The 26,378-nt window shown below is 73.2% G+C and carries 25 protein-coding genes and 1 pseudogene; 13 read left to right on the top strand and 13 right to left on the bottom strand.

Annotated features, from left to right (window positions below):
* Positions 1-213, top strand: a 213-nt coding sequence (locus tag E4A51_RS16900; protein ID WP_167748954.1) for an IS3 family transposase, incomplete at its 5' end; no start/stop codon positions are given.
* 9 nt (positions 214-222) lie between these two features.
* Here E4A51_RS16900 and E4A51_RS16905 read toward each other — a convergent pair.
* Entirely contained in the window at positions 223-1,503 is a 1,281-nt protein-coding gene (locus tag E4A51_RS16905) for a hypothetical protein (protein WP_134852444.1), read from the bottom strand.
* Positions 1,500-2,393, bottom strand: a complete 894-nt coding sequence (locus E4A51_RS16910) for a site-specific integrase (protein ID WP_167748955.1) — start codon at positions 2,391-2,393, stop codon at positions 1,500-1,502. Before E4A51_RS16910 ends, E4A51_RS16905 begins: the two co-directional genes overlap by 4 nt.
* 190 nt (positions 2,394-2,583) lie before the next feature.
* Here E4A51_RS16910 and E4A51_RS16915 point away from each other — a divergent pair, with 190 nt between their 5' ends.
* The 3 genes from E4A51_RS16915 to E4A51_RS16925 all read left to right on the top strand — a co-directional run bounded on the left by E4A51_RS16915 (position 2,584) and on the right by E4A51_RS16925 (position 5,174).
* Positions 2,584-3,534 (top strand): hypothetical protein, encoded by a 951-nt coding sequence (locus tag E4A51_RS16915; RefSeq protein WP_134852446.1) that lies wholly within the window; start codon positions 2,584-2,586, stop codon positions 3,532-3,534.
* 517 nt (positions 3,535-4,051) lie between these two features.
* Positions 4,052-4,378 (top strand): hypothetical protein, encoded by a 327-nt coding sequence (locus E4A51_RS16920; protein ID WP_134852447.1) that lies wholly within the window; start codon positions 4,052-4,054, stop codon positions 4,376-4,378.
* 421 nt (positions 4,379-4,799) lie between these two features.
* Entirely contained in the window at positions 4,800-5,174 is a 375-nt protein-coding gene (locus E4A51_RS16925; RefSeq protein WP_134852448.1) for a hypothetical protein, read from the top strand.
* A gap of 131 nt (positions 5,175-5,305) precedes the next feature.
* On the opposite strand, the gene E4A51_RS16930 is transcribed toward E4A51_RS16925, so the two are convergent.
* The 4 genes from E4A51_RS16930 to E4A51_RS16945 form a co-directional block, all read right to left on the bottom strand.
* Positions 5,306-8,812, bottom strand: coding sequence for a DEAD/DEAH box helicase (locus tag E4A51_RS16930; protein ID WP_134852449.1), 3,507 nt, complete (start codon positions 8,810-8,812; stop codon positions 5,306-5,308).
* Positions 8,797-9,726, bottom strand: a complete 930-nt coding sequence (locus E4A51_RS16935) for a hypothetical protein (RefSeq protein WP_134852450.1) — start codon at positions 9,724-9,726, stop codon at positions 8,797-8,799. The genes E4A51_RS16930 and E4A51_RS16935 overlap by 16 nt, the downstream gene beginning before the upstream one ends.
* A gap of 841 nt (positions 9,727-10,567) precedes the next feature.
* Positions 10,568-10,837 (bottom strand): hypothetical protein, encoded by a 270-nt coding sequence (locus E4A51_RS16940; protein ID WP_134852451.1) that lies wholly within the window; start codon positions 10,835-10,837, stop codon positions 10,568-10,570.
* A 168-nt stretch (positions 10,838-11,005) separates the two neighbouring features.
* On the bottom strand, positions 11,006-11,554 hold the full coding sequence (locus E4A51_RS16945; protein WP_134852452.1) for an SMI1/KNR4 family protein: 549 nt from the start codon (positions 11,552-11,554) through the stop codon (positions 11,006-11,008).
* A gap of 462 nt (positions 11,555-12,016) precedes the next feature.
* Here E4A51_RS16945 and E4A51_RS16950 point away from each other — a divergent pair, with 462 nt between their 5' ends.
* Positions 12,017-13,522 carry a VWA domain-containing protein gene (locus tag E4A51_RS16950; RefSeq protein WP_240696533.1) on the top strand — a complete coding sequence of 502 codons (1,506 nt, stop codon included), beginning with the start codon at positions 12,017-12,019 and terminating at the stop codon, positions 13,520-13,522.
* A gap of 50 nt (positions 13,523-13,572) precedes the next feature.
* On the opposite strand, the gene E4A51_RS16955 is transcribed toward E4A51_RS16950, so the two are convergent.
* Positions 13,573-13,842, bottom strand: coding sequence for a hypothetical protein (locus E4A51_RS16955; protein ID WP_134852454.1), 270 nt, complete (start codon positions 13,840-13,842; stop codon positions 13,573-13,575).
* 109 nt (positions 13,843-13,951) lie between these two features.
* Positions 13,952-14,788 (bottom strand): NAD(P)H-binding protein, encoded by an 837-nt coding sequence (locus E4A51_RS16960; protein ID WP_134852455.1) that lies wholly within the window; start codon positions 14,786-14,788, stop codon positions 13,952-13,954.
* A gap of 68 nt (positions 14,789-14,856) precedes the next feature.
* Here E4A51_RS16960 and E4A51_RS16965 point away from each other — a divergent pair, with 68 nt between their 5' ends.
* The gene (locus E4A51_RS16965) at positions 14,857-15,537 is read left to right on the top strand and encodes a TetR/AcrR family transcriptional regulator (protein WP_134852456.1); all 681 of its coding nucleotides are present in this window, start codon (positions 14,857-14,859) and stop codon (positions 15,535-15,537) included.
* Positions 15,538-15,747: 210 nt separating this feature from the next.
* Here the strand turns inward: E4A51_RS16965 and E4A51_RS16970 are convergent, their stop codons facing one another.
* Together E4A51_RS16970 and E4A51_RS16975 are read right to left on the bottom strand one after the other, a co-directional pair.
* The gene (locus tag E4A51_RS16970; protein WP_046529122.1) at positions 15,748-15,960 is read right to left on the bottom strand and encodes a hypothetical protein; all 213 of its coding nucleotides are present in this window, start codon (positions 15,958-15,960) and stop codon (positions 15,748-15,750) included.
* A gap of 202 nt (positions 15,961-16,162) precedes the next feature.
* Positions 16,163-17,704 carry a non-reducing end alpha-L-arabinofuranosidase family hydrolase gene (locus tag E4A51_RS16975; RefSeq protein WP_070320842.1) on the bottom strand — a complete coding sequence of 514 codons (1,542 nt, stop codon included), beginning with the start codon at positions 17,702-17,704 and terminating at the stop codon, positions 16,163-16,165.
* Between the two features lie 296 nt (positions 17,705-18,000).
* Here E4A51_RS16975 and E4A51_RS16980 point away from each other — a divergent pair, with 296 nt between their 5' ends.
* Positions 18,001-18,546, top strand: coding sequence for a DUF488 family protein (locus E4A51_RS16980; RefSeq protein WP_070320843.1), 546 nt, complete (start codon positions 18,001-18,003; stop codon positions 18,544-18,546).
* Here the strand turns inward: E4A51_RS16980 and E4A51_RS16985 are convergent.
* On the bottom strand, positions 18,519-19,274 hold the full coding sequence (locus E4A51_RS16985; protein WP_134852457.1) for a TetR/AcrR family transcriptional regulator: 756 nt from the start codon (positions 19,272-19,274) through the stop codon (positions 18,519-18,521). The genes E4A51_RS16980 and E4A51_RS16985 overlap by 28 nt on opposite strands.
* An 87-nt stretch (positions 19,275-19,361) precedes the next feature.
* Here E4A51_RS16985 and E4A51_RS19010 point away from each other — a divergent pair.
* Both E4A51_RS19010 and E4A51_RS18465 read left to right on the top strand, forming a co-directional pair.
* Positions 19,362-20,405 (top strand): annotated as a pseudogene (locus E4A51_RS19010) (MFS transporter); the annotation flags it as partial.
* 196 nt (positions 20,406-20,601) lie between these two features.
* Positions 20,602-21,231 carry a hypothetical protein gene (locus E4A51_RS18465; protein ID WP_082131442.1) on the top strand — a complete coding sequence of 210 codons (630 nt, stop codon included), beginning with the start codon at positions 20,602-20,604 and terminating at the stop codon, positions 21,229-21,231.
* An 87-nt stretch (positions 21,232-21,318) separates the two neighbouring features.
* On the opposite strand, the gene E4A51_RS17000 is transcribed toward E4A51_RS18465, so the two are convergent.
* The gene (locus tag E4A51_RS17000; protein ID WP_046529120.1) at positions 21,319-21,729 is read right to left on the bottom strand and encodes a TIGR03618 family F420-dependent PPOX class oxidoreductase; all 411 of its coding nucleotides are present in this window, start codon (positions 21,727-21,729) and stop codon (positions 21,319-21,321) included.
* A 249-nt stretch (positions 21,730-21,978) separates the two neighbouring features.
* The gene (locus E4A51_RS17005) at positions 21,979-22,566 is read right to left on the bottom strand and encodes a TetR/AcrR family transcriptional regulator (protein ID WP_070321006.1); all 588 of its coding nucleotides are present in this window, start codon (positions 22,564-22,566) and stop codon (positions 21,979-21,981) included.
* 87 nt (positions 22,567-22,653) lie between these two features.
* Between E4A51_RS17005 and E4A51_RS17010 the strand changes: the two genes are divergently transcribed.
* The 4 genes from E4A51_RS17010 to E4A51_RS17025 all read left to right on the top strand — a co-directional run bounded on the left by E4A51_RS17010 (position 22,654) and on the right by E4A51_RS17025 (position 26,229).
* Positions 22,654-22,902, top strand: coding sequence for a hypothetical protein (locus E4A51_RS17010; protein WP_046529118.1), 249 nt, complete (start codon positions 22,654-22,656; stop codon positions 22,900-22,902).
* Entirely contained in the window at positions 22,899-23,828 is a 930-nt protein-coding gene (locus E4A51_RS17015; protein WP_134852458.1) for a hypothetical protein, read from the top strand. The genes E4A51_RS17010 and E4A51_RS17015 overlap by 4 nt, the downstream gene beginning before the upstream one ends.
* A gap of 111 nt (positions 23,829-23,939) precedes the next feature.
* The gene (locus tag E4A51_RS17020) at positions 23,940-24,572 is read left to right on the top strand and encodes a class I SAM-dependent methyltransferase (protein ID WP_070320954.1); all 633 of its coding nucleotides are present in this window, start codon (positions 23,940-23,942) and stop codon (positions 24,570-24,572) included.
* Positions 24,573-24,762: 190 nt separating this feature from the next.
* Positions 24,763-26,229, top strand: coding sequence for a DUF4232 domain-containing protein (locus tag E4A51_RS17025; protein WP_134852459.1), 1,467 nt, complete (start codon positions 24,763-24,765; stop codon positions 26,227-26,229).
* The last annotated feature ends 149 nt before the right edge of the window (positions 26,230-26,378 follow it).

Below are 26,378 nucleotides of genomic sequence, written 5' to 3' on the forward strand. Positions count from 1 at the left end.
GGGGACAACGCCGCGATGGAGTCGTTCTTCTCGCTGCTGCAGAAGAACGTCCTGGACCGCCGCCGCTGGGCCACCCGTGAAGAACTGCGCCTGGCGATCATCACCTGGATCGAACGGACCTACCACCGCCGCAGGCGCCAGGTCCGCCTCGGCCGCCTGACCCCCATCGAGTACGAGACGATCATGACCACTCAGGTCACACTCGCCGCCTGAGTTCCGCTGTCACCTACTCGTGCAGCAGACCCCGGTGTCGCCTGTGGCGCCGTGCGGCGTGACCCAGGCGGGGAATGCCCCCTGTGGGCAGGGCACGGTGTAGCCGACGTTGAAGTGGAAGCGTCCCGAGGAACGTCGGGGCCGTTTGACCTGCGCCCGGTGCAGGCGGCCGAGCACGACGGGCCGCCCGGCCTCGTCGAGTCCGATCTCGCTGACGGCTCCGTCGACGGCCGCGAGCTGGTGCGTGCACGGACCTGTGGCGGCGTCGTGCTGCCAGGTGCCGAGGGTGAACCAGCGGGGTTTGGTCGTCTTCCCGCGCCGGGCCGCTGTCTTGGAGGACGCGTGGACCTTGTTGATCACGACGACGTCGGCCCGGGTCATGAGCTCGTCGATGTGTGCTCCGCGCATGGCGCCGTCGTAGACGACGGCCTGGATGCCCGCGCCGGCAATGGCATGCAACGGCCAGAACGCGGCCATGGCGTCGTCGGCTTCCTGACCTGGACGTTGCACGCGGCCGACGGTCAGCACGACGCGTTGGTGAGGCCCGGGTCCGCGGACCGACCAGGCGACGAAGATCTGCCCGTGCACGGGGCCGGTGTGCCCGTGGTACTCGGCCACGTCCGGGTCGAACCGGCGCGTGGGCTTGTCGATCGGCCGGCCGGCTGGGTCGAGGTAGGTGATCGCTGGGCTCCCCGTGGTGGGGTCGGTGGTGCGCCGCGCCGCGGGTGGCCGGTACATCGGGCGGATGACCGTGCTGTCGCCGTAGACGGTGCGCGTGGTGTCCGGGTGGCACAGCGAACCTGGCCCAGCGGGTTCGAGCAGACCCATCTCGCGTGCCTGCCGCACGGCGTGCCAGGTGAACACCTCCACCAGGTCGGCCTGGACGTCGGGGTCGGTGAGGTAGCGGTTGCGGGCGTAGCGGAACGCCTGCCAGTGCGGAGGCTCGGGGCCGGGGCCGGGGCCGGGGTCGGGGATCGAGAGGTCGTCGAAGTCGGCCTGTGCCGTCGTGATGGCGGCGCGTACCGTCGACCAGGTCGTCGGGTCGGTCAGCTCGTGCTCCGCGCGCGCCCCGGAACGGTAGATCCGCTGCAGCACCGCGAACCCGAGGATCAGGTACGTCGGGAACTTGCGAGGCCGTCCGATCCGGTCCCTCTCCGGGACGGCTGCGGCCATCTCGTACAGGGCGCGGTGCGTGAAGACCGCGGTGATCTGCTCGGCGGTCGTGAGGGTCGCGGCCGGGGAGCGGCGGCCTCGAGGGGCCGGCGGTAGGGCGTATGTGCGGGCGCTCATCGGTGGTCGGCCTCCTTGGCCCAGTCCAGGGCGATGTCCTCAGCCGTGGCGTCCAGCGAGCGGTGCCCGAGCAGCGTGGCGACCTGCTCGATCGGGGCTCCGGCGTCGAACGCGCGGCGTCCGACCCAGTGCCGCAGCGAGGACGGGCGCACGTCCGGCTCACCGCTGAGCCCTGCCGCGTTCAGCACGTCGCGCAGAGCGTTGCAGACCGTGGCTTGCGCCTTCGCCCCGCCGGGAGGCGTCGCACCCCCGGAAGCGAGCAGAGTGCCGGGGTTGCCGCGGCCGGCGCGCCGCAACGTCATCACCCGGTAGGCGAGTACCTGATGGGCCCACGGGGTCAGTTCGACCCGCCGTGGCCGCAGCCGCCGGGTGCCGGGCAGGTGGACGTGCTGGGGGTTGTCCGGGTCGTTGAGGTCGCTGACCCGTACCGTGGTGATCTCCGATGACACCGCGCCGGCCTCCCCGAGCGCCCACGCGGTGGCGCGCATCCATCCGCGGCGGCCTGGCATCGCCTGCGCGGACGCGCGGGCGAGTGTCACCTCGTCGTCGGTCAGCGGCCGGGCGACCCTCAGCCCGCGCGGCGGCAGCACCAGGTCCAACGTCGGGTCGCCGACAGGGTGGTCCAGGCGGCGCAAGGTCCTGTACAGGGTGCGGACGGCCGTCCGCCGAGCGTGCTGGGTGCTTACCTCCGGGCGCCGACCCTCACGTGTCGGGGCCAGGACGAAGGCCGCCGCCTGCTCGGCCGTCACCGCGGCGAACGTGCCGATGCCCTGGGCGGCGAGGCGGGCAGCGAACCGGTGCACCGTCTCGGTCATCCGGTCGTAGGTCTGAGGGGAGTGCACCTCGGAGATCTGCCACTGGAGCATCACGCCCTCCAGCGTGTCCTGCATCCCGCGCACCGGCCGGTGTGGACGGTGCGGGACCTCGTCGGTCGGCAGTCGTCGTGCCATGGGGAGTCAACCTCCGGCGCCGAGGCACCCACGGCCTCGCAACGCGGCGACACCGTGATCGAGACACAGCTGGTGACATTGGCCGGCAGACTCGCTTCCTACGGCGGGCGTCAAGGCCACAATGCTGGCCATGGTCCGGTGGTTCGAGATGGACGGTGACAGGCAGACCGCCTGGCGTGCGATCAGGTTGACGCGTTCCAGGCTCCCCGATGGAACGGCCGATTCGAGGCGCGCGCTGTACGCCGGCGCGCTCGAACAGGCCGAACAGCAGTTCCGTGCGGCCGCCTCGGTGGGACCGGAGTCGAGGCCGCTGAACCTGTTCTACGGCCTTTCACAGGCAGGGCGAGCGATCGCGGCCGCACGCACCCCGGACGGACAGGGCATCAGTCCGGTCGTCTCCAAGCACGGCCTGAAGGTTCACGAGCTGGACGCCCTGCGCCCCGGTGACGACGTCTTCAAGCTGCAGGTGCGCGGCGAGGGTGGTCGTGACACCTCGTTCGGTCGGCTCGCGTGGCTCACGGGGTCTGACAGCCTGCAGCCCGAGGGCGTCAGCCTTGCCGCGGTGTGGATGATGCTTCCCGAGGTGAGCTTTGACTTCCCGATCGACGGGCACCACCCCACTCATCTGGTTGACGCCGAGGGCGACTCCTTCCGTCTAGCGGTCCCCGACGACGACGAAGACGCGAGCATGCTCCGTGCCGCCTACCCGCAACTCGGTTCGGCCGAGCTGACCGACGGCAACTACGGCTACACGGGGAACACCCCCGGCCAGGGGACACCCGTGCGCCGCTTTCAGTTGCCGGACGCGCAGCGAACGTTGAGCAACTACCGCGGCTCGTCGGCGCTGATGCCCGCCTGGCGCGAAGGGGGCGGTTATCTCGACCCGTTGCTCGCCTGGTGGGTGATGCTCTACGCCTTGTCGATGCTTGCCCGGTATCGGCCGGTGGAGTGGACGCGCGCCATCGACGTCGACAAGAGCCCGAGCGCCGTCTGGCTCGAGCAGCTGCTCGACAAGGCACTCGACGCCGTTCCGCTCCAGCTGCACATCGCACTCACCGGAGCACACCCAGGCACGAGATGATCAGACAGACTGCGTGCTGGCGCCAGCGCGGTCCCGCCTCCCGACGGCCGACGGCTCCACGAGGGTTGCCTCGGCGCCGACGTCGTGACCGGCGCATGTCGCCGATGCGACACGGACTTGCGTCGAGCCGATGCACGCCCATGGCGGTGGGCCTGATCAACCCATCGCTCCCAGCCCGTCCTGCACCACGTGTACCCATGACCGAGACGGGCATCTGCTCGCGTCACTGCCTACCGGGCACCCCGTGCCCATGGGGCTGCTGTTCTGCCCGGTGGCTGGCTGTGAGTGTGCCGTCACGTGGCGCGCTGGGACGGGCCGGTCCACGTCCACCGAGATTCACGAGACGCGGGCGCTCGTCCGCGAGACCTTGGCCCGCATGGGCCTGCAAGTCCCACCGTTCCTGCGTGACGTGTGGCCGGCCCTGAGCTGGGCCACGCGTGTACCGACGCCGAACGGGGGCGCCAGCGGTCGCTGTCGCGGCGTATGTCACCAGCACGCCCGCGCGCACGGTCGCTGCATGACAAACAACCACACGACCAAGACCGAGCTGCGCATCGACGAGGGCGGGCGTTGGCTGCTCCGCAGCACGAGCACCACTGTCTGCCTGCTCGACCTGGACGCGATGCTGCTCTCCCGCCGGCGCGGCCCCGGCAGCCCGGCCATGCCTTACGACGACGAGTGGGTCCCGCTCGTCGAGGTCGCGTCGACCCGCGGGGATACCGGCGTCATACGCGTCGGCGACCGGCACCGCTTCCTGACCGACCCCGTGCCGGCATCCGACGAGCACCGCTGGTGGATCCCCCGCACGTGCACCGCGATCGAGCCCCTCGAGGGTGACGCGTAGGCCGTGTCGGCCAGCACGAAACGCGTCGCGCGCGACGTCGATGAGTGCACCCTTGCCGTGGCGCCACCGCGAGGGCGCCCGCCCCGCGTCGATGCGAGGGCGCACCCGGGTGGAGGCACGCCATCGGCCGCGCGCCGAGACACGTCTGGTGAACGCGGACCGCGGCGTGCGCCGACTGCCGCGCGCGCACTACGCCGCACGGTGCGACCAGCACTGCACCTTGACAACTGAACAGAGCCCCAGGCCCTGCAGCTGGGGAGCGAGCAGCCACCGACGAGAGGAGGTGATACGGCCGGCTGCCCGCGCCGCCCCACGGGCCACTGCCACACCGCGTCGAGCCGTCGCGGTGCGAGACGAGCGCCACTGGCGCTCCGCACGACGGGCCGCGCCCCACGACCCGCGTGCCAACCAGGAGGACGACATGCCCACCACGAACCACCCGGCCGCTTCGACCGAGTCGGCAGCCATCCACATCAGCGGGGTGCACCTGACCCGCCACGTCGCGCGGCTCCTCGAAGTCCGCGACCGCCTCGCCCTGTACGCCACGGAGCGCGCGAGCCACAACCTCGACGACGCCCACGACGCATTCATGGCGATGGTCGCCGTCGAAGACGAGATCGCAGTCCAGGCACCTAAGGTCCATGCTGGGCTCTTCGCCGCGTGGGCCACCGGCTGCGACGCGGCTGGACACGAACCGGGCGCATTCAACGCTCGGTGCGGCATCTGTCGAGGAGCAAACGCGTCAATCGAGCCGAGCCGCCTCACTGTCGTCGCGAAGATTCACCAGGCCGCATGAGTTAGGCGCCGCCGCCGACCGATCGGCGGCGGCGCCGTCGTCGGCCCCTGGGCGTTCGCCTCCCGTGCCCGCGTGTACCCCAGCATCTGGACTACAACTCTTGAGCTGCTCATTGCGAGGGCGTCGCAGGACTAGAGGAAGCTGAGTTGCCCTCCGACGGCTCGCGTGATTGTCACTGTCGTACCGCGGAGGTTGACGTCGACAAGTACGCCGCTATCCAGTACGGCTGCGACTCCAGCGTGATCACGCGCGACGATGATCCCGAAAACCGCACCATCAGCGATGACCTTGAACTCGTCGCCGTCCGAAGTGGGGACGATAGTGACGGGCAGTGCAGCAGCGCGCTCCGAGACCCGGTCCTCGCTGGTCGGGCGCATCTGCGCTGTGACTGACCCTGTCTCCATCAGCTCGCTCAACTTGTGTCGGTCTGCGCCCTGGACGTACTGGAGCAGGTCGAGCACATCCGTCGGCGTCGCCCCGAGGGAGGCGCGCCATCCGCCGATGTGCTGTTCGCTGAGGTACTCCCGCAGTCCGATTACATCGAGTCCGAGGTCTCGCGCGATCCGACCAAGGTCTCGGGCCAGGGCGCGAGACTTTACGTCTCTGACGAGCAGGTCGACGGCAAGTGGCGTGTCGACGCCGTAGCGGAGGTGGGCGGACGTTGTAGGGAACAGTTGAACTGGGCTAAACCGCGAGAGCAGGATCTCGTTCGCCTGGGCGACGACAAGTCCGACTGTCCAGGAGAGGTAGTGCTGGACGCCCTCGCTGATGCCGTCGACCATCTGCTCAAGCCGAAAAGCCGGATCGATGACCGCGCTGAGATGCGTGTTGGCGAGATCAGTGAGGTCGCGACCCGCAATCCAGTCACGAACTATCGCGTCGGTCGCGACCTCAATAGGTTCGCCACGCGGCGAGGTGCGGAACCGCCAGCTTCTGCCGCGTTCGGGGAGCTGCAACAGCTGGGCATAGACGTCCTGCGCCGCGAGCACCTCGAGAGTCTCGGCTAGCGAAAGTTCATCCCCGACGTCCCGGAGCTGAGCGCCGTCCGCGAGAGCAGCTGCGATCGACTCAATGGCAGCCGCAGATCCGAGGCTGGTCCCTGCTTGCGCCCACCGACGCCGCGACATCTGCGGCGTCAGCTGGTAGCGAGCGGCGACGACTTCAGCGAGCCGGAGCCACCGCCACCTAAGATCTTCGGGGAGTTGAGTGAAGGCGAAGAGTCGATTTACGACGTCTCGCCATGTGCGCGTTGAACGGAGGTCGGGTACGAGCTCCAAAGCATGGAGGATGAACCAGACGTAGTTCACGAAGCCACCGGCCGCCCGGTCGGGAGGGAGCCGCAGGATCGCGTCCTGCGTCTCGGCCACTAGGGCCTCTGCCTCGGCGAGCGCAGCTAGCGCGTCAGTGTCGGCAAGCGTCGAGCGCACCTCAAGGTCTGCCGGCGTCGGTGCTAGCCGCTCGAAATCGCGACCTTCTAGAGCCTTCTGCAGGGCGAGGACAATCCACCCTTCGGACTCCTTGCCGGCCCGGCCAGCCCGGCCGACCGCATTGAGGAGCTGCGCTGCGGACATCCGCTGACCCGGGTCCTGGCCGTCGTATTCAGTCGTGGCTATGACGACTGTTCGGACCGGAAGGTTTACGCCGTCGGTGAGCGTACTCGTCGCAACGACCGCCTTGATTGTTTCGGCGCGGATCGCGTCTTCGACCGCCTCCTGCACCTCTACGGGCAGTCCGGCGTGGTGGTACGCCACGCCCTTGCGGACGCAGTCGATCAGTGGATGGCTCGTGCCGAGGCGTGCTGCAAGTGAGTCCGCGAGACCTTGCGAGCGCGGGTCATCTTCCAGTTCGCTAGCCATGACTCGTGCCGCGTTGCGTGCGATGTTGCGTTGAGAGACGACCATCAACAGGCTGCCCGCCCGAAGAAGGTGGGTGGCTGTTCTTGCGGTGGTTTCGTACGCCGCCGTGTTGCCACTTGCTGCCTTGCGTCGGTTGTCGGCTCGAAGTACAAGTTGACCGATCGGGGTGTCGTCGCTGGTGACGAGTCGACGTTCGGTTGAACGTGTCGGGCGGACGGCGAGCTGCGCACGCAGGTCGTATCGGATCTTGTCCACACCACCACGGCGGCCAGGGATGTCCGTTCTACTCGCCTCGATCCTGTCGGTCGCGGTCAGGATGTGTAGGCGCCGCGGCGCGCGCCACTCATCAGTAAACAGGACCTCTTCTGTCCCCGACGATGTCCACGCTGCGAGGGAGGCGGCGTTTCCGATCACCCCCGAGAACAGCATCAGCCTCGCGCTGCTGGCATCCAATAGCGACAAGAGCCCTTCGAGGAGCAGTCCGCGGCCGCCACGCTGAGCGATGAGGTGCGCCTCGTCGATGATGAACAGGCTGAACCGGCTCAGCACCTCCTGCGGCGACTGCCGCAGTGCGTTCATGAGTCGCTCGGGCGTCATCACCTCGACCTGCGGTGTCGGACCAACATTATCGGTGTCGCCTGGTTCATCGCTGGTGAGATCTTCCGTACCGAAGCCGTCGGGCAGGTCGGCACCCAGCCGGCGGTCGATGTACCTGAGCCGGGATCGGAGCGACTGGCGCATCTCTCGGCCGAGGCTGCGAAGCGGCGTCACGTAGCAGACGTCACGCTCATCCTGTGCAGTATGTGCACAAATGATAAGTTGCGCGAGTAGCGTCTTGCCGGCGCTCGTCGGGACGGAGACGAGTAGCCTCTTAGTGTCTGGGTTCAGAGGGCTGAGCGTCGGGTGGGTGACAAGGCTGCGCTGGGGGGGCCAGAGCGTTAGCACGGGCTGTCGATCGAGCGTGAAGGCCTGCTTCACGGCGGCCGGAACGTCGCCCGGAAGCACCGCCCAGACACTGCTGCGGCTCAACTCGTCCGCGACCCTGAGCACGTGTCCGGCAACCCATCGCGTGTCCAGGTCGCTCAGGCCCACCTCGGCGCGCAGGACGAGCAGAAGGTGCGCGTGCGCGTTCTCGAGGGCTTGAGTGTTGCCTTCGCGCAGGTACGTCGTGAGGTCGGTGATGCCTCGCAGTAGTCGCTGCGTTGGGCCGAACGTGGTCCCGTCGAGGCTGTCGAGCTGGGCGTCGCGCGTCAGAACCGTCGCGGCCGAAGCCCAGGCGCGCAGGTGCTGGTTGAGCAACGACATGTCCAGGCCGAGCAGGAGGATCCCCGCTTGCAGAGCCACTTCTGCGCTCTCGGTAAATGCCGTAGGCTCGAGAAGAACGAGTCGCATCCTCCGGAGAATGGCGCCTGCATTTGGGCTCTCGTCGGCCCGGTGGTACCCGACCTGTGCAGCGAAGGCGGTGGCCAAGCGGTCGCGGCCGGTTTCAGCCGCATCCTCGAGGAGCAGGTCGAGGACGTGTGCGCTGACGGCGAAGGCTCGGCGGCGTTGCGCGGCGGGGTATCGAGACGCCTCGGCTGTTGAAGCGATCCCGTGCAGATACCACGCCGCTCGTCGCAACGGCGCGAGGTCCGCTCGGAATCCGTCTTCGGTCAGGCCGCGGACGAGCTCGATCTCAAGCTCGGCGATGAGTTCGGTCAACTCGTCAACGGTGGGGAGCTCGCTGAGCGTGACCTCGCCGAACGCGCCTGCGACGTGGTCTGTGGCTAGAGCGCGGTCCACGCGTACCTCCTGACCATCATCGCGATCTCGACGAAGCAGCTAAGGCTTGTGACCAGGCCCCGCAGTTGGCCGGGCTTGTCGAGCAACGGCAGTTTGATCGCCATGCCCGTGAAAGGCGTTGCGGGAAGGTCCTGGTGCGTCGCGAGCATTACCCCCGCGCCGACAAGCTTGTCGCCCTGAAGCCAAGCTTCGGGGAGATCGGTCACGAGGGCCTTGACTTCGTTGGGCGTCTCGCTGGAGACGCCTCCGAACGCGCCAACGATCTTGGCGACGTACCGCTGGCCGTGGCCCTCGAGTTGCGCGTAGGCCCTGTTGAGACTTGCAGCCAGGGACCCCGAGCCGGTGTTTTTCTTGCTCTCCCAGAGTCGAAACCGGAGTTCACCGGTCCCCGTCTCGTAGATGGAGAAGCCATCGCTTCCTGCGTCGGTGACATCACCCTTCGGGTCTGGCTGAACGCGGACAGCGGGGTTGTCCTTCGTAAGCAGGTGCCAGAGCCACTCGCCCACGTGCCCGTGTAGGTGGTCATCGCTCTTCGCGGCGCCCGGCAGCCCGAAGACTGGCGCGACGAACGATCCGATGAGGCGGTCGCGCGGCGCGGCAAGCTTGGTGCCCTCCAGGGTGTGTTGGCGCCATTCAGCGTGGAGATGCGTTGCGCGGCCGAAGCGAGCCGACATGATCGTGTCTACCAGGACCCAGGCGAGGGCCCCGGCCTCCTCGAGCGTCAGGTCGACGCAGACGTGTGAGCTCCATTCACACTTGCCCGCTGCGGCGGTTCCGTCGTGGAACGTGCGGGGCAGGTAGTCGTGGACGGTTAGGCGGTTGTTGACTCTGGCGAACTCCTCGGATGCGGCAGGAGTTGGCTCAGCTGGCGCGGGCTCCGAACCCCGTGGTGCGGCCTCGCTCGATGTCGTCAACGGTGCCAGCCGTTGAGTTGGGTGCCAGACCGCGTCTCCACGCTGCCATCCTCGCCTAGCGGACGCGCCTCTGTCTGGCACTTGCTGCGCGCGGCGCCCGAGGAGCCCAACTGGGATTGGGCCCCATACCGGCGTCTGCCGTGGTGAGGGACCGGGGTGTCGTTCCACGACTCTGCGGTCTACGTTCCGGACTCGGGCCCGAGTCGTCCGCGACTTGGGCGTCGGGTGTGCGTCCAAAGTCGTCTTCTCCCTGGAAGGAGACGATTTCCCCATGCCCGAGAGGCCCGGGTGATGAGGGGTTTCGTTCGTGGAAACCACGGGACAGCACCCGTGTCCTCCGCGGGTGCCTGGTGAGGGCCGCTGCGGCTGACGAGGTCGACGGTACAGGCTGGCCGGAGCCGGTGGCGTGGGCGTCGCGGCGGTGGTGGACCGTGGTTCGCGTCGCCGTAGCCGGTCGGTGGAACCCTCGGGATGACGGCGGTGTGGTCGCGCCGGGCGTGCACCGCCCCGGCGTCGGCAGGAGTCGCCCTGGGGTTCGCGGTCAAGCCGTCAGGCCCAGCAGCTTGCGCTCGTAGGGGTCCGGCTGGTGCCCGATGTCGTACCCGGTGACCTCGCGCACGACGGGCAGCACGTCACGTGCCAGCGTGGTGAACGTCGTCTGGTCGCCACCGCCCCGCCGCTCGCCGCGACGAGGTGGGCTCCCACGTCGCTGGGTAACGCGCGTGTCGTCCGCGGGTGCACGGTGAGCGGTGCGGCGGGTGACGAATCGGCGGGACAGACAGGTCGGGGCTGGTGGGGGCGTGGGCGCGGGAGGTCGCGTCGGGTGGGTCCCCGACGCGGGTCAGGTCGTGGGCGCCGTACCGAACTCGGGGTCGGTGAGCTCGTCCCACTCACCGAAGTTCGGGTGAGTCATCCAGAACGACTGGACCGTCATGTCGTCGTTGGTGAAGACGTCTCGTGTGCCGGGATCGACGGTCTTGTCGGTGATCTCCACGCGGACGTGCCCGTCGGGCTCGAAGGGCGCCTTGCGCCGGCGCGTGGAACGCACCCGGTGGTAGTACCGCTCACCGTCGGGGTAGTCCAGATCGATCGTCGCGTGGCGCCAGAGCATCAGTTGCCGCCGCTCCCGAGAATGTCCGTCATCTGAACGTCGAGCTCAGCTCGATTGCGCACTCTGCATGACGTGTCGAGCATGGTGATGCCCCATGCTGCCGCGTACTCCCGCACCGAGGCCGGGGCCGCGCTCGTCTGGGTCTGTCGTGCGGGATCTCGGCTGACGTCAGTTCGCCCCTGTTCGAGCCTGCTCCAGCGCCCAGTCGACGTCCTTCTGGAGATAGGTGAGGGCTGAGAGCCAGTACTCGTAGAGGTTCGGCCAGCTCTGGATGAGCTCGTCGTGGCCGAGCCAGTGGACGGGGTGCCCGCCGTCGGTCACGGGGCCCGCGAGGTCGACGACCACGATCTCCTCGTCACCGACGTGCACCGGGTAGAGCCGGTCGCGCGGGGGCAGATCGGCGGGGTCGAGGTTCTCGTACAGGTCGTCCAGGTGCGTCATGGCCTGCTGCCAGCGGTGCCCGTGCCCGAGCTGGTCGGTGGAGAGCAGGTCGCCGTAGCCGAAGCCGTTCTCCCAGCCGTCACCCTCCAGCAGCACCGCCCGGTGCAGGTCGTCCAGCGGGTGCCCGAGGCGTCGTCGCGCAGCCCCGATCTGCTCGTCGGTGGCCCGCTCGCCGGGGATGGACGGCGGGTACATGCGGGGCTCGAACTCGTTGAGGCGGATGCGGCGGATCAGCATCTCTCCGACCAGCACCGGCCACGGCACGTTCTCAGTCATGGAGTCGAACCATCCCTTCCCGCTCTCAGGATCCCGCAGGTCGACCGGTCGTGGCCCGTGGACGAGCGGATCCGGTGGACCGAGATTCTGTCGCGCACGAGGCGGAGACTCGCGGTCGGTGACGTTCCGGTCACGACATCCGCGCCTCGTGGAGCCGTCGTCGCGTCCTCCGGGCGGGTGACCACGCGTGGCCGGAGCGCGGCGCGCTCACCCGTTCGGCCTGCTCAGCGGGCTGGTGACCCCGGACGCGCACACACGGCCCGTTACCCGACCGGGACGGTCGTGTGACCGCCCCGTGCTGGTTGACGACGTGCGCGACCCGCCAGGCTGCAGTCCTCGACGAGCACAGGGGGACACATGCGTGGTCGGTTGTCAGCCCGGCTCCATCCGGGCGAGGAGCGTGGCCCCGGGGGTCGCCCCCACGGCCGGCGCCGGACCCGCGTCGTCGCCGCGGCAGCCGCCGTGACGCTCGCAGGAACGCTCGCGGCGTGCAGCGACGGCACGGGCGACAGCACGTCCGGCCGGGAGATCGGCTACGACCAGGAGCTCCCCGAGGCGTGGGTCGGCCCGCCCGGAACGTCGCGCGAGGAGTACAACGACTCCCCGGAGCAGCCGTTCCAGGACGTCGTGACGAGCCCGCTGTCCACGTTCGCGTCGGACGTCGACACCGCCTCGTACAGCAACATGCGCCGCCAGCTGCGGCAGGGCGTGGCCCCGCAGGGCGTGCGCATCGAGGAGCTCGTCAACTACTTCGACTACGACTACCCGGCGCCCGACCCCGACGCGGACGTCCCGTTCACCGTGACCACGCAGGTCGCCGCCGCGCCGTGGGCGCCCGGCCATCAGCTCGCGATGATCGGCGTGCAGGCCACGCAGGCGCGGCCGACGACGCGCGGCAACAACGTCGTCTTCCTGCTCGACGTGTCGGGCTCCATGAGCGACCCGAACAAGCTGCCGCTGCTCGCGGAGTCGTTCGCGCTCCTGGTGGAGCAGCTCGACGCGGACGACACCGTCTCGATCGTCACCTACGCCGGCAGCGACGAGGTCCTCGCGTCCGGGGTGCCGGGGGACCGGCACGACGAGCTCGTGCAGACCCTGCGCAGCCTGCGGGCCGGCGGCTCGACGGGCGGGGCCCGGGGTCTGCAGACGGCGTACGAGCTCGCGACCGAGCACTTCGTCGAGGGTGGCAACAACCGCGTCGTCCTGGCGACCGACGGCGACTTCAACGTCGGCCCGTCGACGCCCGCGGAGCTCACCGAGCTCATCGAGGAGCACGCGCGCTCGGGCGTCTACGTGTCGGTGCTGGGCTTCGGGATGGGCAACCTCAAGGACAGCACCATGGAGGCGATCGCCGACCACGGCAACGGCAACTACGCGTACGTCGACACGCTCGACGAGGCCCGCAAGGTCCTGGTCGACGAGTTCGACGCGACGATGTTCGTGGTCGCGCAGGACCTCAAGGTGCAGGTCGAGCTCAACCCCGCCACGGTCGGCAGGTACCGGCTGCTGGGCTACGACAACCGTCGCCTGGAGGACGAGGAGTTCGCGGACGACACCAAGGACGCAGGCGACGTCGGGGCCGGCCACTCGGTGACGGCGTTCTACGAGCTCGTCCCGCACGGTGAGGGGGCCCCTGGGGCCGACCTCACCTACCAGGACGTGCGCATCGGCACGTCGACCGACTTCTTCACGGTCCACGTGCGCTACAAGCAGCCGGGTGCCGCCGAGAGCACCGAGGTCGTCGTCGTGGCGGGAGCGGACGCCTGGACCGACCGGCCGTCGGCCGACTTCCTGTTCGCCTCGGCCGTGGCGGAGTTCGGCCTCGCGGTCACGCGCTCCGAGCACGCGGGCGACGCCGACCCGCGGCGTGCGCGGGGGCGGGCCGCGGCGGCGCTCGGCGAGGACCGCTACGGGCTGCGGGCGGAGTTCGTCGAGCTCGTCGACCGGTACCAGGAGATCGCGGCGTAGCCTCGCCCCGAGGTCGTGGCCGGCCGGGTCGCCCCGGCCGGCCGTGCCGCTCAGACTGCGTAGTACCAGACCTGCGCGCGCCACGGGTACGACGAGGCGCCGGTGTTGGTGCACGGGGTGTGGTTCTTGTAGATCCCCTGCGCCTTGAGGTCGTGGATGTCGCCCTGCAGGGCGGTGTTGCACCCGCTGGACGTGGCGGACGCGATGACGTAGCTGGTGACGGTCGCGGCCTGCGCCGGGACGGCGGCGGCGACGCCGCCGGCGGTGAGCAGGCCCGCGGCGGCGAGCGTGGCTCCGAGCTTCCTGGTGATGCGCGTCATGACGGTTCCCCCTGCGTGTCGGAATCGGACGCGACCAGCGTCGGCGGCGCTGTGACCGCACGCAACCGTCGTCGCGCGCGGCGTCGTGCACCGCGCCACGCGGCGCACGTCAGCGGAAGAGGTCGACGTGGTCCTCGACCCACGTGCGGAACGTGCGCGCCGGGCGCCCGGTGAGGCGCTCGTGCTCCCGCGACACGGCGGGCGTCGCGCCGACGGCCGCGCGCCAGTCGCCGATGATCTGCCGCACCCACACCTCGGGGACGTGCCGCGCGAGGAGCGCCGCCGACTCGGCCTCGGTCTGCTCGACGACCCGCACGTCGCGCCCGAGCACGTCACCGATGGTCGCGACCTGCTCGCGGAGCGTGAGCACCTGCGGCCCCGTGAGCACGGGTGCGGCGCCGAGCAGAGCGTCACCGGTGAGCGCGACGACCGCGACGTCGGCCACGTCGGCCTCGTGCACGGGCACCTGCGCCGCGGCGGGGTGGGGCAGCGGCACGGTGCCGTCGGTGCGGATGCTCCAGCTCCACCGCGCGACGTTGCTCGCGAACCCGCCGGGCCGCAGGAACGTGTGCGCGACCCCGGAGTCCTCGACCGCGCGCTCGACCCGCAGGAACCGCGCGCCGTTGAAGTCGTCCGCCGCGCCCGGTGCCGTCACCGCGGACGACGACAGCAGCACGACGTGCCGCACGCCGGCCGCGGCGACGCGCGCCAGCAGCGGCTCCGGGTGCGTCATGTCCGCGTAGAGGAAGACGCGCTCCACGCCCTCGAGGGCCGGGTCGAACGACGCGGGGTCGTCGAGATCGGCCGCGGACGTGCGCACCTGCGACGGCAGGCTCAGTCGCTCGGGCGTGCGGCTCGTCGCGCGCACCTCCACACCGCGCTCCAGCAGACCCGCGACCACCGCGCCGCCCACGGCACCGCTCGCGCCCACCACCAGGACCACCATGACGTCTCCCTCCGTCGACACGAACAGTGTTCGTCGCGAACTGCGTTCGTGTCAACTACGCTCGCGCCATGCCGACGCCACCCGAGCCCGCATCGCGGCGCGAGCGCCCGGCCAAGCCCGCGCTGTCGCGGCAGGCGATCCTCGACGCCACGCTCGCGCTCGTCCGGGAACGGGGCGTCGAGCGGGTCTCGCTGCGCGACGTCGCGCGCGCCGTCGCCACCGGGCCCGCGTCGCTGTACGCCTACTTCGACAGCCGCGAGACCCTGCTCGAGCACGCGCTCGACCACGTCTACGGCACGGTCGAGCTCGTCGACCCCGAGCCGCACGGCTGGCGGGCCGCGCTCGCCGGGACCGTCGTCGGCACCGTCGAGGCGCTCGAACGGCACCCCGGCCTCGCGACCGTCGCGCTCGGCACCATCCCGACGCTCCCCGGCGCGCTGCGCCTCGCCGAGCACGAGCTCGACCTGCTGCGCCGCGGCGGCGTGCCCGACGACCGGGCGGCCCTCGCGATCGACCTCATCGCGCAGTTCGCCGCCGCGACGGCCGTCGAGCGCACCGCTCGCGGTGGGCCGGGCCGACGCGGCGCGGACCCCCGGCGCGCGCACTACGTCTACGCCGACGTCGACCCCGACCGCTTCCCGCACGTGCACCGGCTCGCGGGCGCGCTCACCGGCCCCGACGAGCGCGCGCGCCGGGACTTCGCGATCGACGTGATCCTCGCGGGGCTCGACGCGACGGCGACCCCCTGACGCGGGCAGCGTGCGCCGGCGACGACGCCCGGCCGGGGACGACCACGGCCAGGAACGACTACGGCCTGGGCGGCGCGGGCCGGCACCGCGACTGCGCGATGCCACGACTGCCCGATGCCATGACGGCCTGGTACGACAGCGGCCCGGGACGTCGGTGACGTCCCGGGCCGTCGTCGTGCGGCCGGAGGGCACCCGAGGGCGCCCGCACGGTCACGCGTCGATGAGGTGGCGCTCGTCGAGGACGACGGCACCCGCGGAGAGCAGCTTGGACTCGTGCGCACGGAAGTGGTGGCCGCAGAACAGCAGCTCGGCGCCGCCCGCGGTGGCGAGCGTCGCGCGGACGTACGCCTGCGCGCCGCAGCGGTCGCAGCGGTCCTGGCGGGTGAGCTGGGCGGTGGGGGCGTCGGTGGTGATGACGGACATGGCCGGACTCCTCGTCTCCTCGGGGCCCGCGGCGGGTGTCGGGACGACGGCCTGCCGCGTTCTGCTCACCTGAACCATCGTCCATCCGCGGGTCTTCCGCGAGCGTGTTCGCTCAGCGGGGAACCGGGCGCGCGGACGGGGCCGGGGTGCGGCCCTCGGGAGGACCCCACCCCGGCCCCGTGCACGGCGACCGGCGGGACGGCTACCGCTGGAGCGTCAGCAGCCCCGGGCGGTACGGCCACGTGTGGTACTCGCCGCCCGAACCCGGCGCGCGACCCTGGTACAGCATCTGCAGGTTGCACGGGTCGATCGTCATGGTCTGATCGGCGTTGGTGCGCAGCAGCTCACCGTGGCTGATGTCGTTGGTCCAGGTCACGCCCGTGTTCGTACGGCCCGCGAACGGGTTGTTGAACGTCGTGGCGTTGGGCGTCCACGTGCCGTCCAGGCTCGTGGCCGTGAAGGACCGGAAGTAGCGACCCTGGCCGTTCTGCGCCTCGACGATCATGAGGTACTTCTGCTGGCCCTGGAGCTTGTAGACCTGCACGGCCTCGAACAGGTTCTCGGTCGTGTCGGTCATGATCGTCTGGTACGACGAGCCGAAGTTGCCCGGGAAGTTCCCGATCGGCATCGACGCCCGGTAGATCCGGCCGTTGTCACCCGCGAAGAACAGGTACATGTTCCGGTCGTCGCCGATGAGCGCCTGGTCGATCGGCCCGGTGCCGGAGTTGCTGATCGAGCCGGTGAACAGGTTCTGCGGCGCCGACCAGGAGTTCACGTCGGCCGGGTTGGTGGACGTGCGGTACGTGAACGCCGCGCCACCCCACTGGTACGCGAGCACCCAGATGTTCTTCGGCGCGAAGTAGAACAGCGACGGCGCGACCGCGCTGAACGGCATGCGGTTCTGCGCGACGGAGCCCATCTGGGAGTAGTTCGTGAACAGCCCGAAGTTCATCGAGCCCCAGTTGCGGCCGTCGTTCGTCGTGGCGTAGACGAGCTGCTGGCCGTTGTAGGGCGCGACCGTGAAGTCCTTGAGCGAGACCCAGCCGTTCTGCGGCTGCGCGAGCGCACCGGTCGACGTCCACCGGTAGCTCGTGGGGAGCTGGCACGTGCCGCCGGGGTTGCCGGGCGTCGGCGTCGGCGTCGGGGTGGGCGTCGGGTTGGTGCCGCCGCCCAGGCGCACGAGCTGCCACTGCTGGTTGGCGCCGCCCCAGTTGGTGTACTGCACGACGTTCGCGCCGTCGGCGGTCGAGGCGCCCTGCACCTCGACGGCCTTGTTGGACTGCCGGTTGATGAGGATGACGTACCCGTCGCCCGCGTCCTGCAGCCGGAACCGCTGGTTGGCCTGGTTGTGGTCGGTGTACTGGTTGATCGCGGCGCCGTCGGCGGTCGACCAGTTGTAGACGTCGAGCACCTTGCCGGACAGGCGGGACTTGATGCGGTAGTCGCCGTTGCCGGAGTCGACGAACTGCCACTGCTGCTGCTGGCCGTCGTTGCGGGTCCACTGCGTGATGCGGGCGCCGTCGTTCATGGCCAGGTTGTAGACGTCGAGCGCCTTGCCGCTCTGGCGGTTGATGAGCACGTACGACGCGTTCGTGTCGACGGTCGCGGCCGTCGCGGCGGGGGCCGTGGCGAGCGCGAGCCCGCCGGCGGTCACGGCGGTCGCGGCCGCCACGACGGCCGACGTCCAGCGGCGTCGGGTCCCCCGCACCGGGGCGGCGGCCCCGAGCGCGCGTGCTGGTCTCATGGTGCTCTCCTTCGAGTCGTCCGTGGACGGGGTGGGTCGAAGCGGTTGCTCCGCGTGCGACCTGCGCGGACCCGCGACGTTGCTGGGTCGGCGCAGCCCGGGCGGACCGCGATGTGAACCTTCACATTGCCACGGCCCCTACGCCGGTTTGAAGGGGTCCGTGGTGGAGTTAAACGTTTACTCACTCGGGGGTTGAGCTTTCCGGTGGTCCGGACCGGGTGCAGCGGGGACCCGGAGGTGCCGGGTGCCCGGCCCCCGGCGTGCGACCCTCGGTCGGCGTTGGCAGGGTCGGGGCGATGGCGGCACGACTGGTCACGTTCGGGCACGGCGCGCTCGCGCAGGAGGAGGTCGCGCACGTGCTGCGCGGCGCCGACGTGCGGCACGTCGTGGACGTCCGACGCTTCCCCGGCAGCCGCCGCCACCCCCACGTCGCACGCGAGGCGCTCGCCGCGTGGCTCCCCGCGGCGGGCGTCGACTACCGCTGGGAGGAGCGGCTCGGCGGACGTCGCCGCCGCGCCGCGGACGACGACCTCGACACCTGGTGGCAGGTCGACGCGTTCCGGGCCTACGCCGCCTACGCGCGGACGGACGTCTTCGGTGCCGCGCTCGCGGACCTGCTCGGCCAGGTGCGGACGGTCGACGGCGAGGTCGCGGTGATGTGCAGCGAGGCGGTCTGGTGGCGGTGCCACCGCCGGGTCGTCGCCGACGCCGCCGTCCTGCTGCACGGCGTCGACGTCCGGCACCTGGGCCACGACGGCCGCCTCACGCCGCACCCGCCCGCCGCCGGTGCGCGCGTCACGCCCCGTGGCCTCGTCTACGACGCGCCGCGCGAGCCCGCCTGACGAGCCTCGTCGCGCGGGGGTGCCGCCGGTGTGCGGTCGCGCGCGCCCGCCTCGCGTGTGCTCTCGGGCGATCCGGCCTCGCGTGTGCCGCCGTCGGGCGACCCGGGCAGCGGTGCGGCGCCCGCCGTCGTCCGGTGCGGGTCGCGGTGACGCGCGACCGCGGCGGCGGCGAGTCCCCGCACGTCGGCAGCCGCGCCCGCGGTGCCGGTCACGCCGTCGCGGGCGCGCGCGGCGAGCGCGCCGTCGTAGAGCAGCAGCAGCTCGGCGGCGAGCGCGGCGGGGTCGGCCGCGCCGGTCGCCGCGGCGAGGTCGTGCAGGCGCTCGCGCAGCAGGTGCGTGTCGGCGACGAGCCACGCGTGCGCGGGGTGACCCGGGTCGGTGACCTCGACGGCCGCGGCGAGGAACGCGCAGCCCCGCCGCGTCGGCGTCGGGCCCGGGAACGCGTCGAGCGCGTCGAAGACCGCGAGCACGCGGGTGTCGGGGTCGTCGCCGCAGCGCGCGAGCGCGTCGTCCCACGCGGCGCGCCACCGCGCGTGCCGGCGCTCGAGGTAGGCCGCGACGAGGTGGTCCTTGCCGCCGAAGTGCGCGTACAGCGTCGCGGGTGCCACCTGCGCGCGGCGCAGCACGGCGTCGACGCCGGTGGCGGCGATGCCGTGCTCGGTGAACAGCTCCTCGGCCGCCGCGAGCAGGCGCTCGCGGGCCTCCGGGCGTGCCGTGCCGCTGGTCATGTGCCTACCGTAACGATCGTGACAGTGAAACGATCGTTACGGCCGGGCGCCGCGGGTGTCGTCGCCGGGGGAGCGGGCCTCGTCGCGGTGACGTACGGCGTCGTCCGGTACGGGTACGGCCTGCAGCTCCCGGCGATCACAGCCGAGCTCGGCCTCACCCCGAGCACCGCCGGGCTCGTGGCCGCGGGCAGCTTCGCCGCCTACTGCGCGACCGCGCTGCTGGCCCGCCGGCTCGTGCCGCGCCGCGGCGCGCGCGTCGTCCTGTGGGTCGCGGCGGTCCTCGCCGCGGCGGGCGGCGTCCTCGTCGCGCTCGCGCCGTCCGCCGCGGTGCTCGCGGTCGGCGTGCTCGTCGCCGGTGGTGCCGCCGGTGCCGCGTCGCCCGCGCTCGTCGTCGCCGTCGCGGCGCGCGTGGCGCCCGCGCGGGCCGACCGTGCGCAGGCCGTCGTCAACGCCGGGACGGGGGCGGGCGTGGCGGTCGCGGGCGCGGTGGCGCTCGTCGCGCCGCACGCGTGGCGGCCTGTGTGGGCGGGGGCCGCCGTCGCGGCGCTGCTCGTCGCCGCCGTCGTCGACCGCGCCACGTCCTGGCCCGCCCCGACGGGCGCGGGACGGTCCCGTCCCCCGGGCGGCGCGGACGGGCGGTCGCTGCGGCGGCCCGCGCTCGCCGCCGTGCTCGCGGGCGTCGGCAGCGCGGCGGTCTGGACGTTCGGTCGCGACCTCCTGACGACGACCGGCGGGCTGCCCGCGCGCACGTCGGCGGTGTTGTGGTGCCTGCTCGGGGTCGCCGCCGTGCTCGGTGCGGTCAGCGGCGACGCGGTGCGCGTGCTGGGGCTGCGCGGTGCGTGGTGGCTCACCGCCGTCGCGAGCGCGGTCGGCACGCTCGGCCTCGCGCTCGCCCCCGACCGTCCCGTGCTCGCGGGGTTCGCCGCCGCGCTGTTCGGTGGTGCGTACACCGCCCTGAGCGGCGTCCTCATCGCGTGGGCGGCACACCTGCGACCCGCCGCGCCCGGCCCCACGACCGCCGTGCTCTTCGTCGCGCTCACGGCGGGCCAGGCCGTCGGCGCCACGGTGACGGGCGCCGTCGCCGACGCCGCCGGCCCCGGCCCCGCGTTCCTGCTCGGTGCCGTGCTCCTGCTCGCCGCCGCCGTCCCGGCACCCCGCCGGACGCCGCGGGCCGCCGGCGTCCGCGGCGGGCCGGCCCCGGGCGTCGAGCCGTCGGAGCGCACGCCCGACGCCGTCGCGCGGAGTCGCCCGCCGGGCGTGCGCACCGCACGCCCTCGTCGTACGGTCGCCGCGCGCCGGGCCGGCCCGGGCGCGGGGGAGGGGGGCGATGACGACGACGCGCACCGGCCTGCCGGCCCCCGTGCCGCGCCTGCTGCTCGCGGGCCCGGGCGGTGTCGTGCGGGCCGCGGGTGCGGTCAGCGTGCTCGTCGCCCTCGTCGCGCGCGGACCCGTCGACGCCGTGCTGCTCGTCCTCGTGCTCGGCGGGCTCGTCGTGCCCGTCGTCGTGCGCGCCCCCGCCGCGCTCGACGCCGCGTACGGAGCGTCGCTGCTGGTCGCGGCGTGGTGCGCGGTCCTCGAGCTCTACCAGGCGGTGCCGTGGCTCGACGTGGTCGCGCACGTGGGCGTCACCGGGCTCGTCGCGGCGGTCGCGCACCTCGCGCTCGCGCGCACCACGGGCGCCGTGCCCGACCCGACCGCCGCGCTTCACCCGACCGCGGTGCCCGACCCCACCGCCGTGCACGGCCGCGCCGCGCGCGCGGGCGCCGTGGTCGTCACGGTTGCGCTCGGGCTCGCGCTCAGCGCGCTGTGGGAGGTCGGCGAGTACGTCGGCCACACCTACGTCGACGACGCGATCTTCGTGACGTACGCCGACACGATCGGCGACCTCGTGGCGGGTGGCGTCGGGTCGGTCGCCGCCGGGCTGTGGCTCGTGTCGCCGGGTCGGCGCGGCACCTGACCGGCGTCGGGCCCGCGGCACCGCACGGGCCCGACGCGCGGCGGTCCCGGTGCGCCCGCGCGCCGTCGCGCGACGGCCCGGAGGGTCTCAGTCCTGCTTCGCGGCGCCCCAGCCGTGCCAGTGCTCGACCTCGACCAGCACGCTCACGCGCGCGCGGTCCCGCACCGGGTACGGCTTGCCGCCGTAGTGCACCGACAGGCGGTCGATGTCGACGAGGTCGACGTCGTCGCGCCACTCCACGACGCGACCTTGGACGCTCACGTGCGTGTACCAGCTCTCCTGCGACAGCGCCGTGAGCGAGACCCGCGGGTCGTGCCGCAGGTGACGCAGCCGCGCGCGCGACGCGTCGAGGTTGAGCAGCACGCGGCCGTCGTCCTCCAGCAGGTACCAGGTCGCGACCGTCACGGGGTGGCCGTCGGGGTGGATCGTCGCCATCACCGCGGGGTTGGGCTGCGCGAGCAGCGCGGCGACGTCGGCGGGCAGGGGAGGCGTGGGCACGGCGGGTCCTCTCGACGGGGAGCGTCCAGTGTCGCGCGGGCGAAGGTCGAGAGGCGACCCCGTGATCGGCCCCCGTCGGGGCCGCCTGCCGCGTGGTGACCCCGTCATCGGTGGCGGGTCGGAGCGGGTGGGTGCGACGGATGGCGGGGTCGTGGGGCGACGCTCGGCGGCGCGTCATCGGTGCGTCGCGTCGCCGGTCCCGGGCGGTCGGTCCGTTCGCCCCGGGACGTCGTGCGGTCCGGCGCGTGCTCAGGCGGCGCCGGCGAGCGCCTCGACCTGCGCGACCAGCGCCGCGCGTCGTGCGTCGGCGGCGTCGTCGGGTCCCGTGCTGGTCCCCGCGGTCAGCACGACGTCGCCGAGGCGCGCGAGCGTCCACCACCCGGTGACGAGCGTGACGACGCTGAGCAGCAGGTGCTGGGCGCGCGCGGCGTCCAGGCCGGGCAGCGCGGCGCGCAGGTGCGTCGCGCGGTCGCGGCACGTGGCCGCCCGGTGGTCGGCCGACGCGGCCTCGTCGAGCTCGAGGCTCTCCCAGGCCAGCAGGCGGGCGAGGTCGGGCGTGCGGCGGTAGCGGTCGAACAGCTCGCCGGCCCAGGCGCCGACCGCCGCGGGGCCGGTGCCCTCGACCTGCGCGCCGTCGAGGAGGCCGCCGAGGCGGTCGGCGAGGACGGCGCCGAACAGTCCGCGCTTGTCGCCGAAGTACGCGTACACGCGTTCCTTGTTGACGCCCGCGTCGCGGCTGAGCGCGTCCATGGTCGTGCCGGCGAAGCCGCGCGCGGCGAACTGCCGTGCGCCGGCGTCGAGCAGCCGACGTCGGGTGCCTGCGGTGTCCCATGCCACGGCGCCACCCTACGCGACTCCAACTGATCGTTTGGTTTCCGCGGGCGCCGGGGTTACCGTCTCTCCAACCGATCGTTTGGAGTTCTCGTGCGTCCTCTCCCGCTCCTGCCCCGCATCGCCGTCACCTGGCTCGCGATCTTCCCGCTCGTCGTCGTGGCCCGGGCGCTCCTGCGGCCCGTGGTCGACGGCTGGCCCGACGTCGCCGCGACCGCGCTGCTCATGGCCGTCGTCGTGCCCGTCGCCGTGCTCGTCGCGGTCCCCGCCCTCACCCGCGCGTACACCGCGCTGCGGGGGTCGCGCGCGCCGCGCGCCGCGCAGCCCGGGACGCCCCGATGAGGGCCCTCGTGCTCGGCGCGCGCGGCGCCGTGGGCGCGGTCGCGGCCGACGCGCTGCGCGCCGCCGGGCACCACGTCACCGGCGCCGGTCGCACGCCCGGGCCCGGCGTGGACCTGCGCGTCGACCTGCGCGCCCCCGACGGCCTGGCCCGCGTGCGCGAGGCCGCCGCCGAGCACGACGTCGTCCTGCACGCGTCCGCCGTCGAGGACCCCGCGCTCGCGCGCGCCGTCGGCCGCACCCCGCTGGTCGACGCCTCCGCGACCGGCCGCTACCTCGACGGGCTCGCGGCGGCCGTGGCACCCGGCGGCACGCTCGTGCTCGGGGCCGGGCTCGTGCCGGGCCTCAGCACCGTGCTGGTCGCGTCGCTCGACGCACGGCCGGGCGACGAGATCGACGTCGCGGTGCTGCTCGGCACCGGCGAGACGCACGGCGACGCGGCGGTCGCGTGGACCGCCGGGCTCGCGGGCGCGGCGCTGCACGACCCGCCCGAGGGCGGCACCGTCATCAACCTGCGCTCGGCGCGCGTGCTGCCGACGCGCTCGGGCACCCGGCGCCTGCTGCGGGCCGACTTCCCCGACCACGTGCTCGTCGGCCGCGCGCGCGGCGTCACCGTCCGCAGCCACCTCGCTGCCGGCGGCGCCGCCACGACCGCCGCGCTCGCGCTGGTCGGCCGGTTCCCCGCGCTGCGCGCGCTCGTCGCGCGCATGCCGCACGTCGGGGACGACCGCTGGGAGGTCGGGGCCGTCAACCGGCGCACGGGCGAGCGCGTCGCCGCGCACGGTCGCGGGCAGTCGGCCGCCACCGGGCTGCTCGCGGCGCGCGCGGTCGAGGCCGCGGCCGCCGCACGCGGGCGCGGGGTCGTCACGAGCGCCGACCTGCTCACGCTCGACGACGTCGCCCGCGTCCCGGGCGTGCGGCTCGGCTGACGTGCGCCGTCGCGCCCGCGCCACGTCCGCGCGGGGGAGCGGACGAGCGGCACCGGGCGCGCGGGCCGACGGTCCCGGTGCCGCGCGCCCTGCCGGTCCTAGGCTCGCGGCGTGAGCGACGACGTCGTGCAGGCCGTCCGGGACCGCTTCGACCACCGTGCGCCGTCGTACGACGGCAGCGCCATGCACCGCGACCTGGCGGCCGCGGTCGCCGCGTTCGTCGACCTCGACGGCGTCGCGGACGTGCTGGACGTCGCGACCGGCACCGGTCTGGTGCTCCGGGCGCTGCGCGAGCGGCCCGGCGGGGCGGACCTGCGGCTCGTCGGCGTCGACGTGTCGGCGGGCATGCTGGCCGTCGCGCGCGGGCACCTGCCGGGGGCCGACCTGCGGGAGGCCGACGCGCGTGACCTGCCGCTGCCGGACGCGTGCGTCGACCTCGTGACGTGCGTGACGGGCCTCCACCTCATCCCCGGCACGCCCGCGGTCGTCGCGCAGTGGGCGCGCGTGCTGCGGCCCGCGGGCCGCGTGGTCACGGCGACGTTCGCGAGCTACGACCCCGCGCAGCACCACCGCGAGCAGCCCGGGTCGCAGCCGCCGTACCCGCAGCGGCACGCCGAGTTCGCGACCGTCGAGGCGCTCGACGCGCAGGTCGCGGACGCGGGGCTCGCGGTCGTGCGGCACGGCACGTGGACCGACGGCCACGACGTGCTGCTGCTCGCCGAGCTGGCGCGCGGCGCGCGCTGACCGCGGCCCTGCCGGGGCGGCGCCGTCAGCGCGCGTCGCGCACCGGCACCACCGCGGCGACGACCTGCGACGCGTCGGCCACCACGGCCACCACGGCCGCCACGGGTGCGTCGGCGAGGCTGCGCGATCTGACCTCGGTCCTCCCGGGACGCCCGACCGCGGCGGTGCGGCGCGGGTAGGGTCCCGAGGCGTGAGCGTCGCACCGCCGACCCCGCCCGCCGCGCCGGGCGACGGGCCGCACCGCGCCGACCGAGCACCGGGGGCGCCCGCTGCCGGCGCACCCGACACGACGCACCGGCGCCGCTCGCTCGCCGTCGCGGTCGCCGTGCTCGTGCTCGCGGTGGTCGCGGCGCTGCTGCTGCGCGTCCCGGGCGTGGCCGACCGGCTCCCGGGCGCCGCGGGGTGCGCGACGGTGGACGGCGACCCGCGGCCGCCCGCCGCGCTGCGCGCCGCCGCGCGGGAGGTGCGGGACGCGCTCGCGGGCGCGACGGACGAGCTCGCGGTCACGTGCCGCTTCACGGGCCCGGACGACGCCGACGGCACGGACCCCGGCGCGGACCCCGCCCGGTGGCAGCTGGGCGTCGACGCGGGGGTCGCGCAGGCGTCCGCCGTGCCGGACCTCGCGTCCGCCGTGCTCGCGGCGGCCGACCCCGGCGCGCCGTGGACGTGGTGGCTCGGCGTGCACGGCACGCAGCGCACGCTCGAGGTCGTGCTCACGCCCGGCGGCGACGCGGCACCGGCGACCGCCGCGGCCGCGGTGCTCGCCGCGTCCGGCGCGACGTCGGTCTGGGTGGGCCCCGAGTCCGCGCACGTCCTGGTCGCGTCGGGCGACCAGGTGGCCGGTGCGGTGCGTGCGGTCGACGCGGTGGACCTGCCGCCCACGACCGTGGGCGCCGACCACCCGTGGGTCGAGGTGCGGCAGGTGCACGCGGGTGCGTGGCCCGGTGGCGAGGCGGTCGCGCTGGCGGTCGACGTCGCCGGCTGGGAGGGCGTGTACCGCGTGGTCCTCACGGGCGGGGCGCCCGCGTCGGCGTCGCTCACGGTCGAGACCGAGGCGGACGCGTACCGCAGCGAGGTCGCGCGGCGTCTCGACGCCCTCGTGCAGCCGGGCGAGCCGGTCACCTACGACGTGCGCGCGGGCGACGTGGGCGTGCCCGGCACGGTCGGGTCGGGCGGCGTCGCGCCCGCCCCTGCGCCCACGCCTGGCGCGACGGTCGACGGCGTCGCGGTCTGCCCGGGCGACGCGCTGGCCGTCGAGGTCACGGGCACCGACGCGGCGGCCGGATCGCGCTTCCTGTTCCTGCGCGCGACGAACGCGGGCGCGGCGCCGTGCGCGCTCGCGGGCGTCCCGGCGCTCGCGTTCACGCGCGCGTCCGGCACGCCCGTGCCGGACCTCACGCAGCTCGTCGACGTGGTCGCGCCCGACGCGCCGCCGACCACGGTCCTCGCACCGGGCGACGCGGCGGACGCGCAGGTGCGGTGGGGTGCGATGTCGACGACGAACGACCCGGACGTCGCGGTGCGGGTCACGGTCCGTCCGGTCCCGGGCGGCCCAGACGTCGACCTGGCGCTGCCGACGCCGCTGGACGTGCTCGCCGGGGCGACCGTGCGGGTGGGCCCGTGGCGGCCCGCGCAGGACCCGGCCGCCGCGCCCTGAGGTCGCGCCGACGCCGCACCGGGCGCCGGGGGACGCACGGACGCCGGGCGGCCGCGCCGCGGGTGCTGCACGATGCACTCGGTGCCCGGTGCACGCCGGGCCCTCAGCGCCCGCGACCGCCGGGCGCCGCGACGAAGGAAGGCAAGGGG

The organism is Cellulomonas sp. HD19AZ1 (assembly GCF_004535805.1).
GTDB classification, from domain to species: Bacteria; Actinomycetota; Actinomycetes; order Actinomycetales; family Cellulomonadaceae; genus Cellulomonas; species Cellulomonas iranensis.

What these genes read in the sequence shown, in the direction of transcription:
- E4A51_RS16905 (WP_134852444.1), bottom strand. Translation starts at nt 1,503, where the DNA reads ATGAGCGCCCGCACATACGCCCTACCGCCGGCCCCTCGAGGCCGCCGC.
- E4A51_RS16910 (WP_167748955.1), bottom strand. Translation starts at nt 2,393, where the DNA reads ATGCAGGACACGCTGGAGGGCGTGATGCTCCAGTGGCAGATCTCCGAG.
- E4A51_RS16915 (WP_134852446.1), top strand. Translation starts at nt 2,584, where the DNA reads ATGGTCCGGTGGTTCGAGATGGACGGTGACAGGCAGACCGCCTGGCGT.
- E4A51_RS16920 (WP_134852447.1), top strand. Translation starts at nt 4,052, where the DNA reads ATGACAAACAACCACACGACCAAGACCGAGCTGCGCATCGACGAGGGC.
- E4A51_RS16925 (WP_134852448.1), top strand. Translation starts at nt 4,800, where the DNA reads ATGCCCACCACGAACCACCCGGCCGCTTCGACCGAGTCGGCAGCCATC.
- E4A51_RS16940 (WP_134852451.1), bottom strand. Translation starts at nt 10,837, where the DNA reads ATGCTCTGGCGCCACGCGACGATCGATCTGGACTACCCCGACGGTGAG.
- E4A51_RS16945 (WP_134852452.1), bottom strand. Translation starts at nt 11,554, where the DNA reads ATGACTGAGAACGTGCCGTGGCCGGTGCTGGTCGGAGAGATGCTGATC.
- E4A51_RS16955 (WP_134852454.1), bottom strand. Translation starts at nt 13,842, where the DNA reads ATGACGCGCATCACCAGGAAGCTCGGAGCCACGCTCGCCGCCGCGGGC.
- E4A51_RS16960 (WP_134852455.1), bottom strand. Translation starts at nt 14,788, where the DNA reads ATGGTGGTCCTGGTGGTGGGCGCGAGCGGTGCCGTGGGCGGCGCGGTG.
- E4A51_RS16965 (WP_134852456.1), top strand. Translation starts at nt 14,857, where the DNA reads ATGCCGACGCCACCCGAGCCCGCATCGCGGCGCGAGCGCCCGGCCAAG.
- E4A51_RS16970 (WP_046529122.1), bottom strand. Translation starts at nt 15,960, where the DNA reads ATGTCCGTCATCACCACCGACGCCCCCACCGCCCAGCTCACCCGCCAG.
- E4A51_RS16975 (WP_070320842.1), bottom strand. Translation starts at nt 17,704, where the DNA reads ATGAGACCAGCACGCGCGCTCGGGGCCGCCGCCCCGGTGCGGGGGACC.
- E4A51_RS16980 (WP_070320843.1), top strand. Translation starts at nt 18,001, where the DNA reads ATGGCGGCACGACTGGTCACGTTCGGGCACGGCGCGCTCGCGCAGGAG.
- E4A51_RS16985 (WP_134852457.1), bottom strand. Translation starts at nt 19,274, where the DNA reads ATGACCAGCGGCACGGCACGCCCGGAGGCCCGCGAGCGCCTGCTCGCG.
- E4A51_RS18465 (WP_082131442.1), top strand. Translation starts at nt 20,602, where the DNA reads ATGACGACGACGCGCACCGGCCTGCCGGCCCCCGTGCCGCGCCTGCTG.
- E4A51_RS17015 (WP_134852458.1), top strand. Translation starts at nt 22,899, where the DNA reads ATGAGGGCCCTCGTGCTCGGCGCGCGCGGCGCCGTGGGCGCGGTCGCG.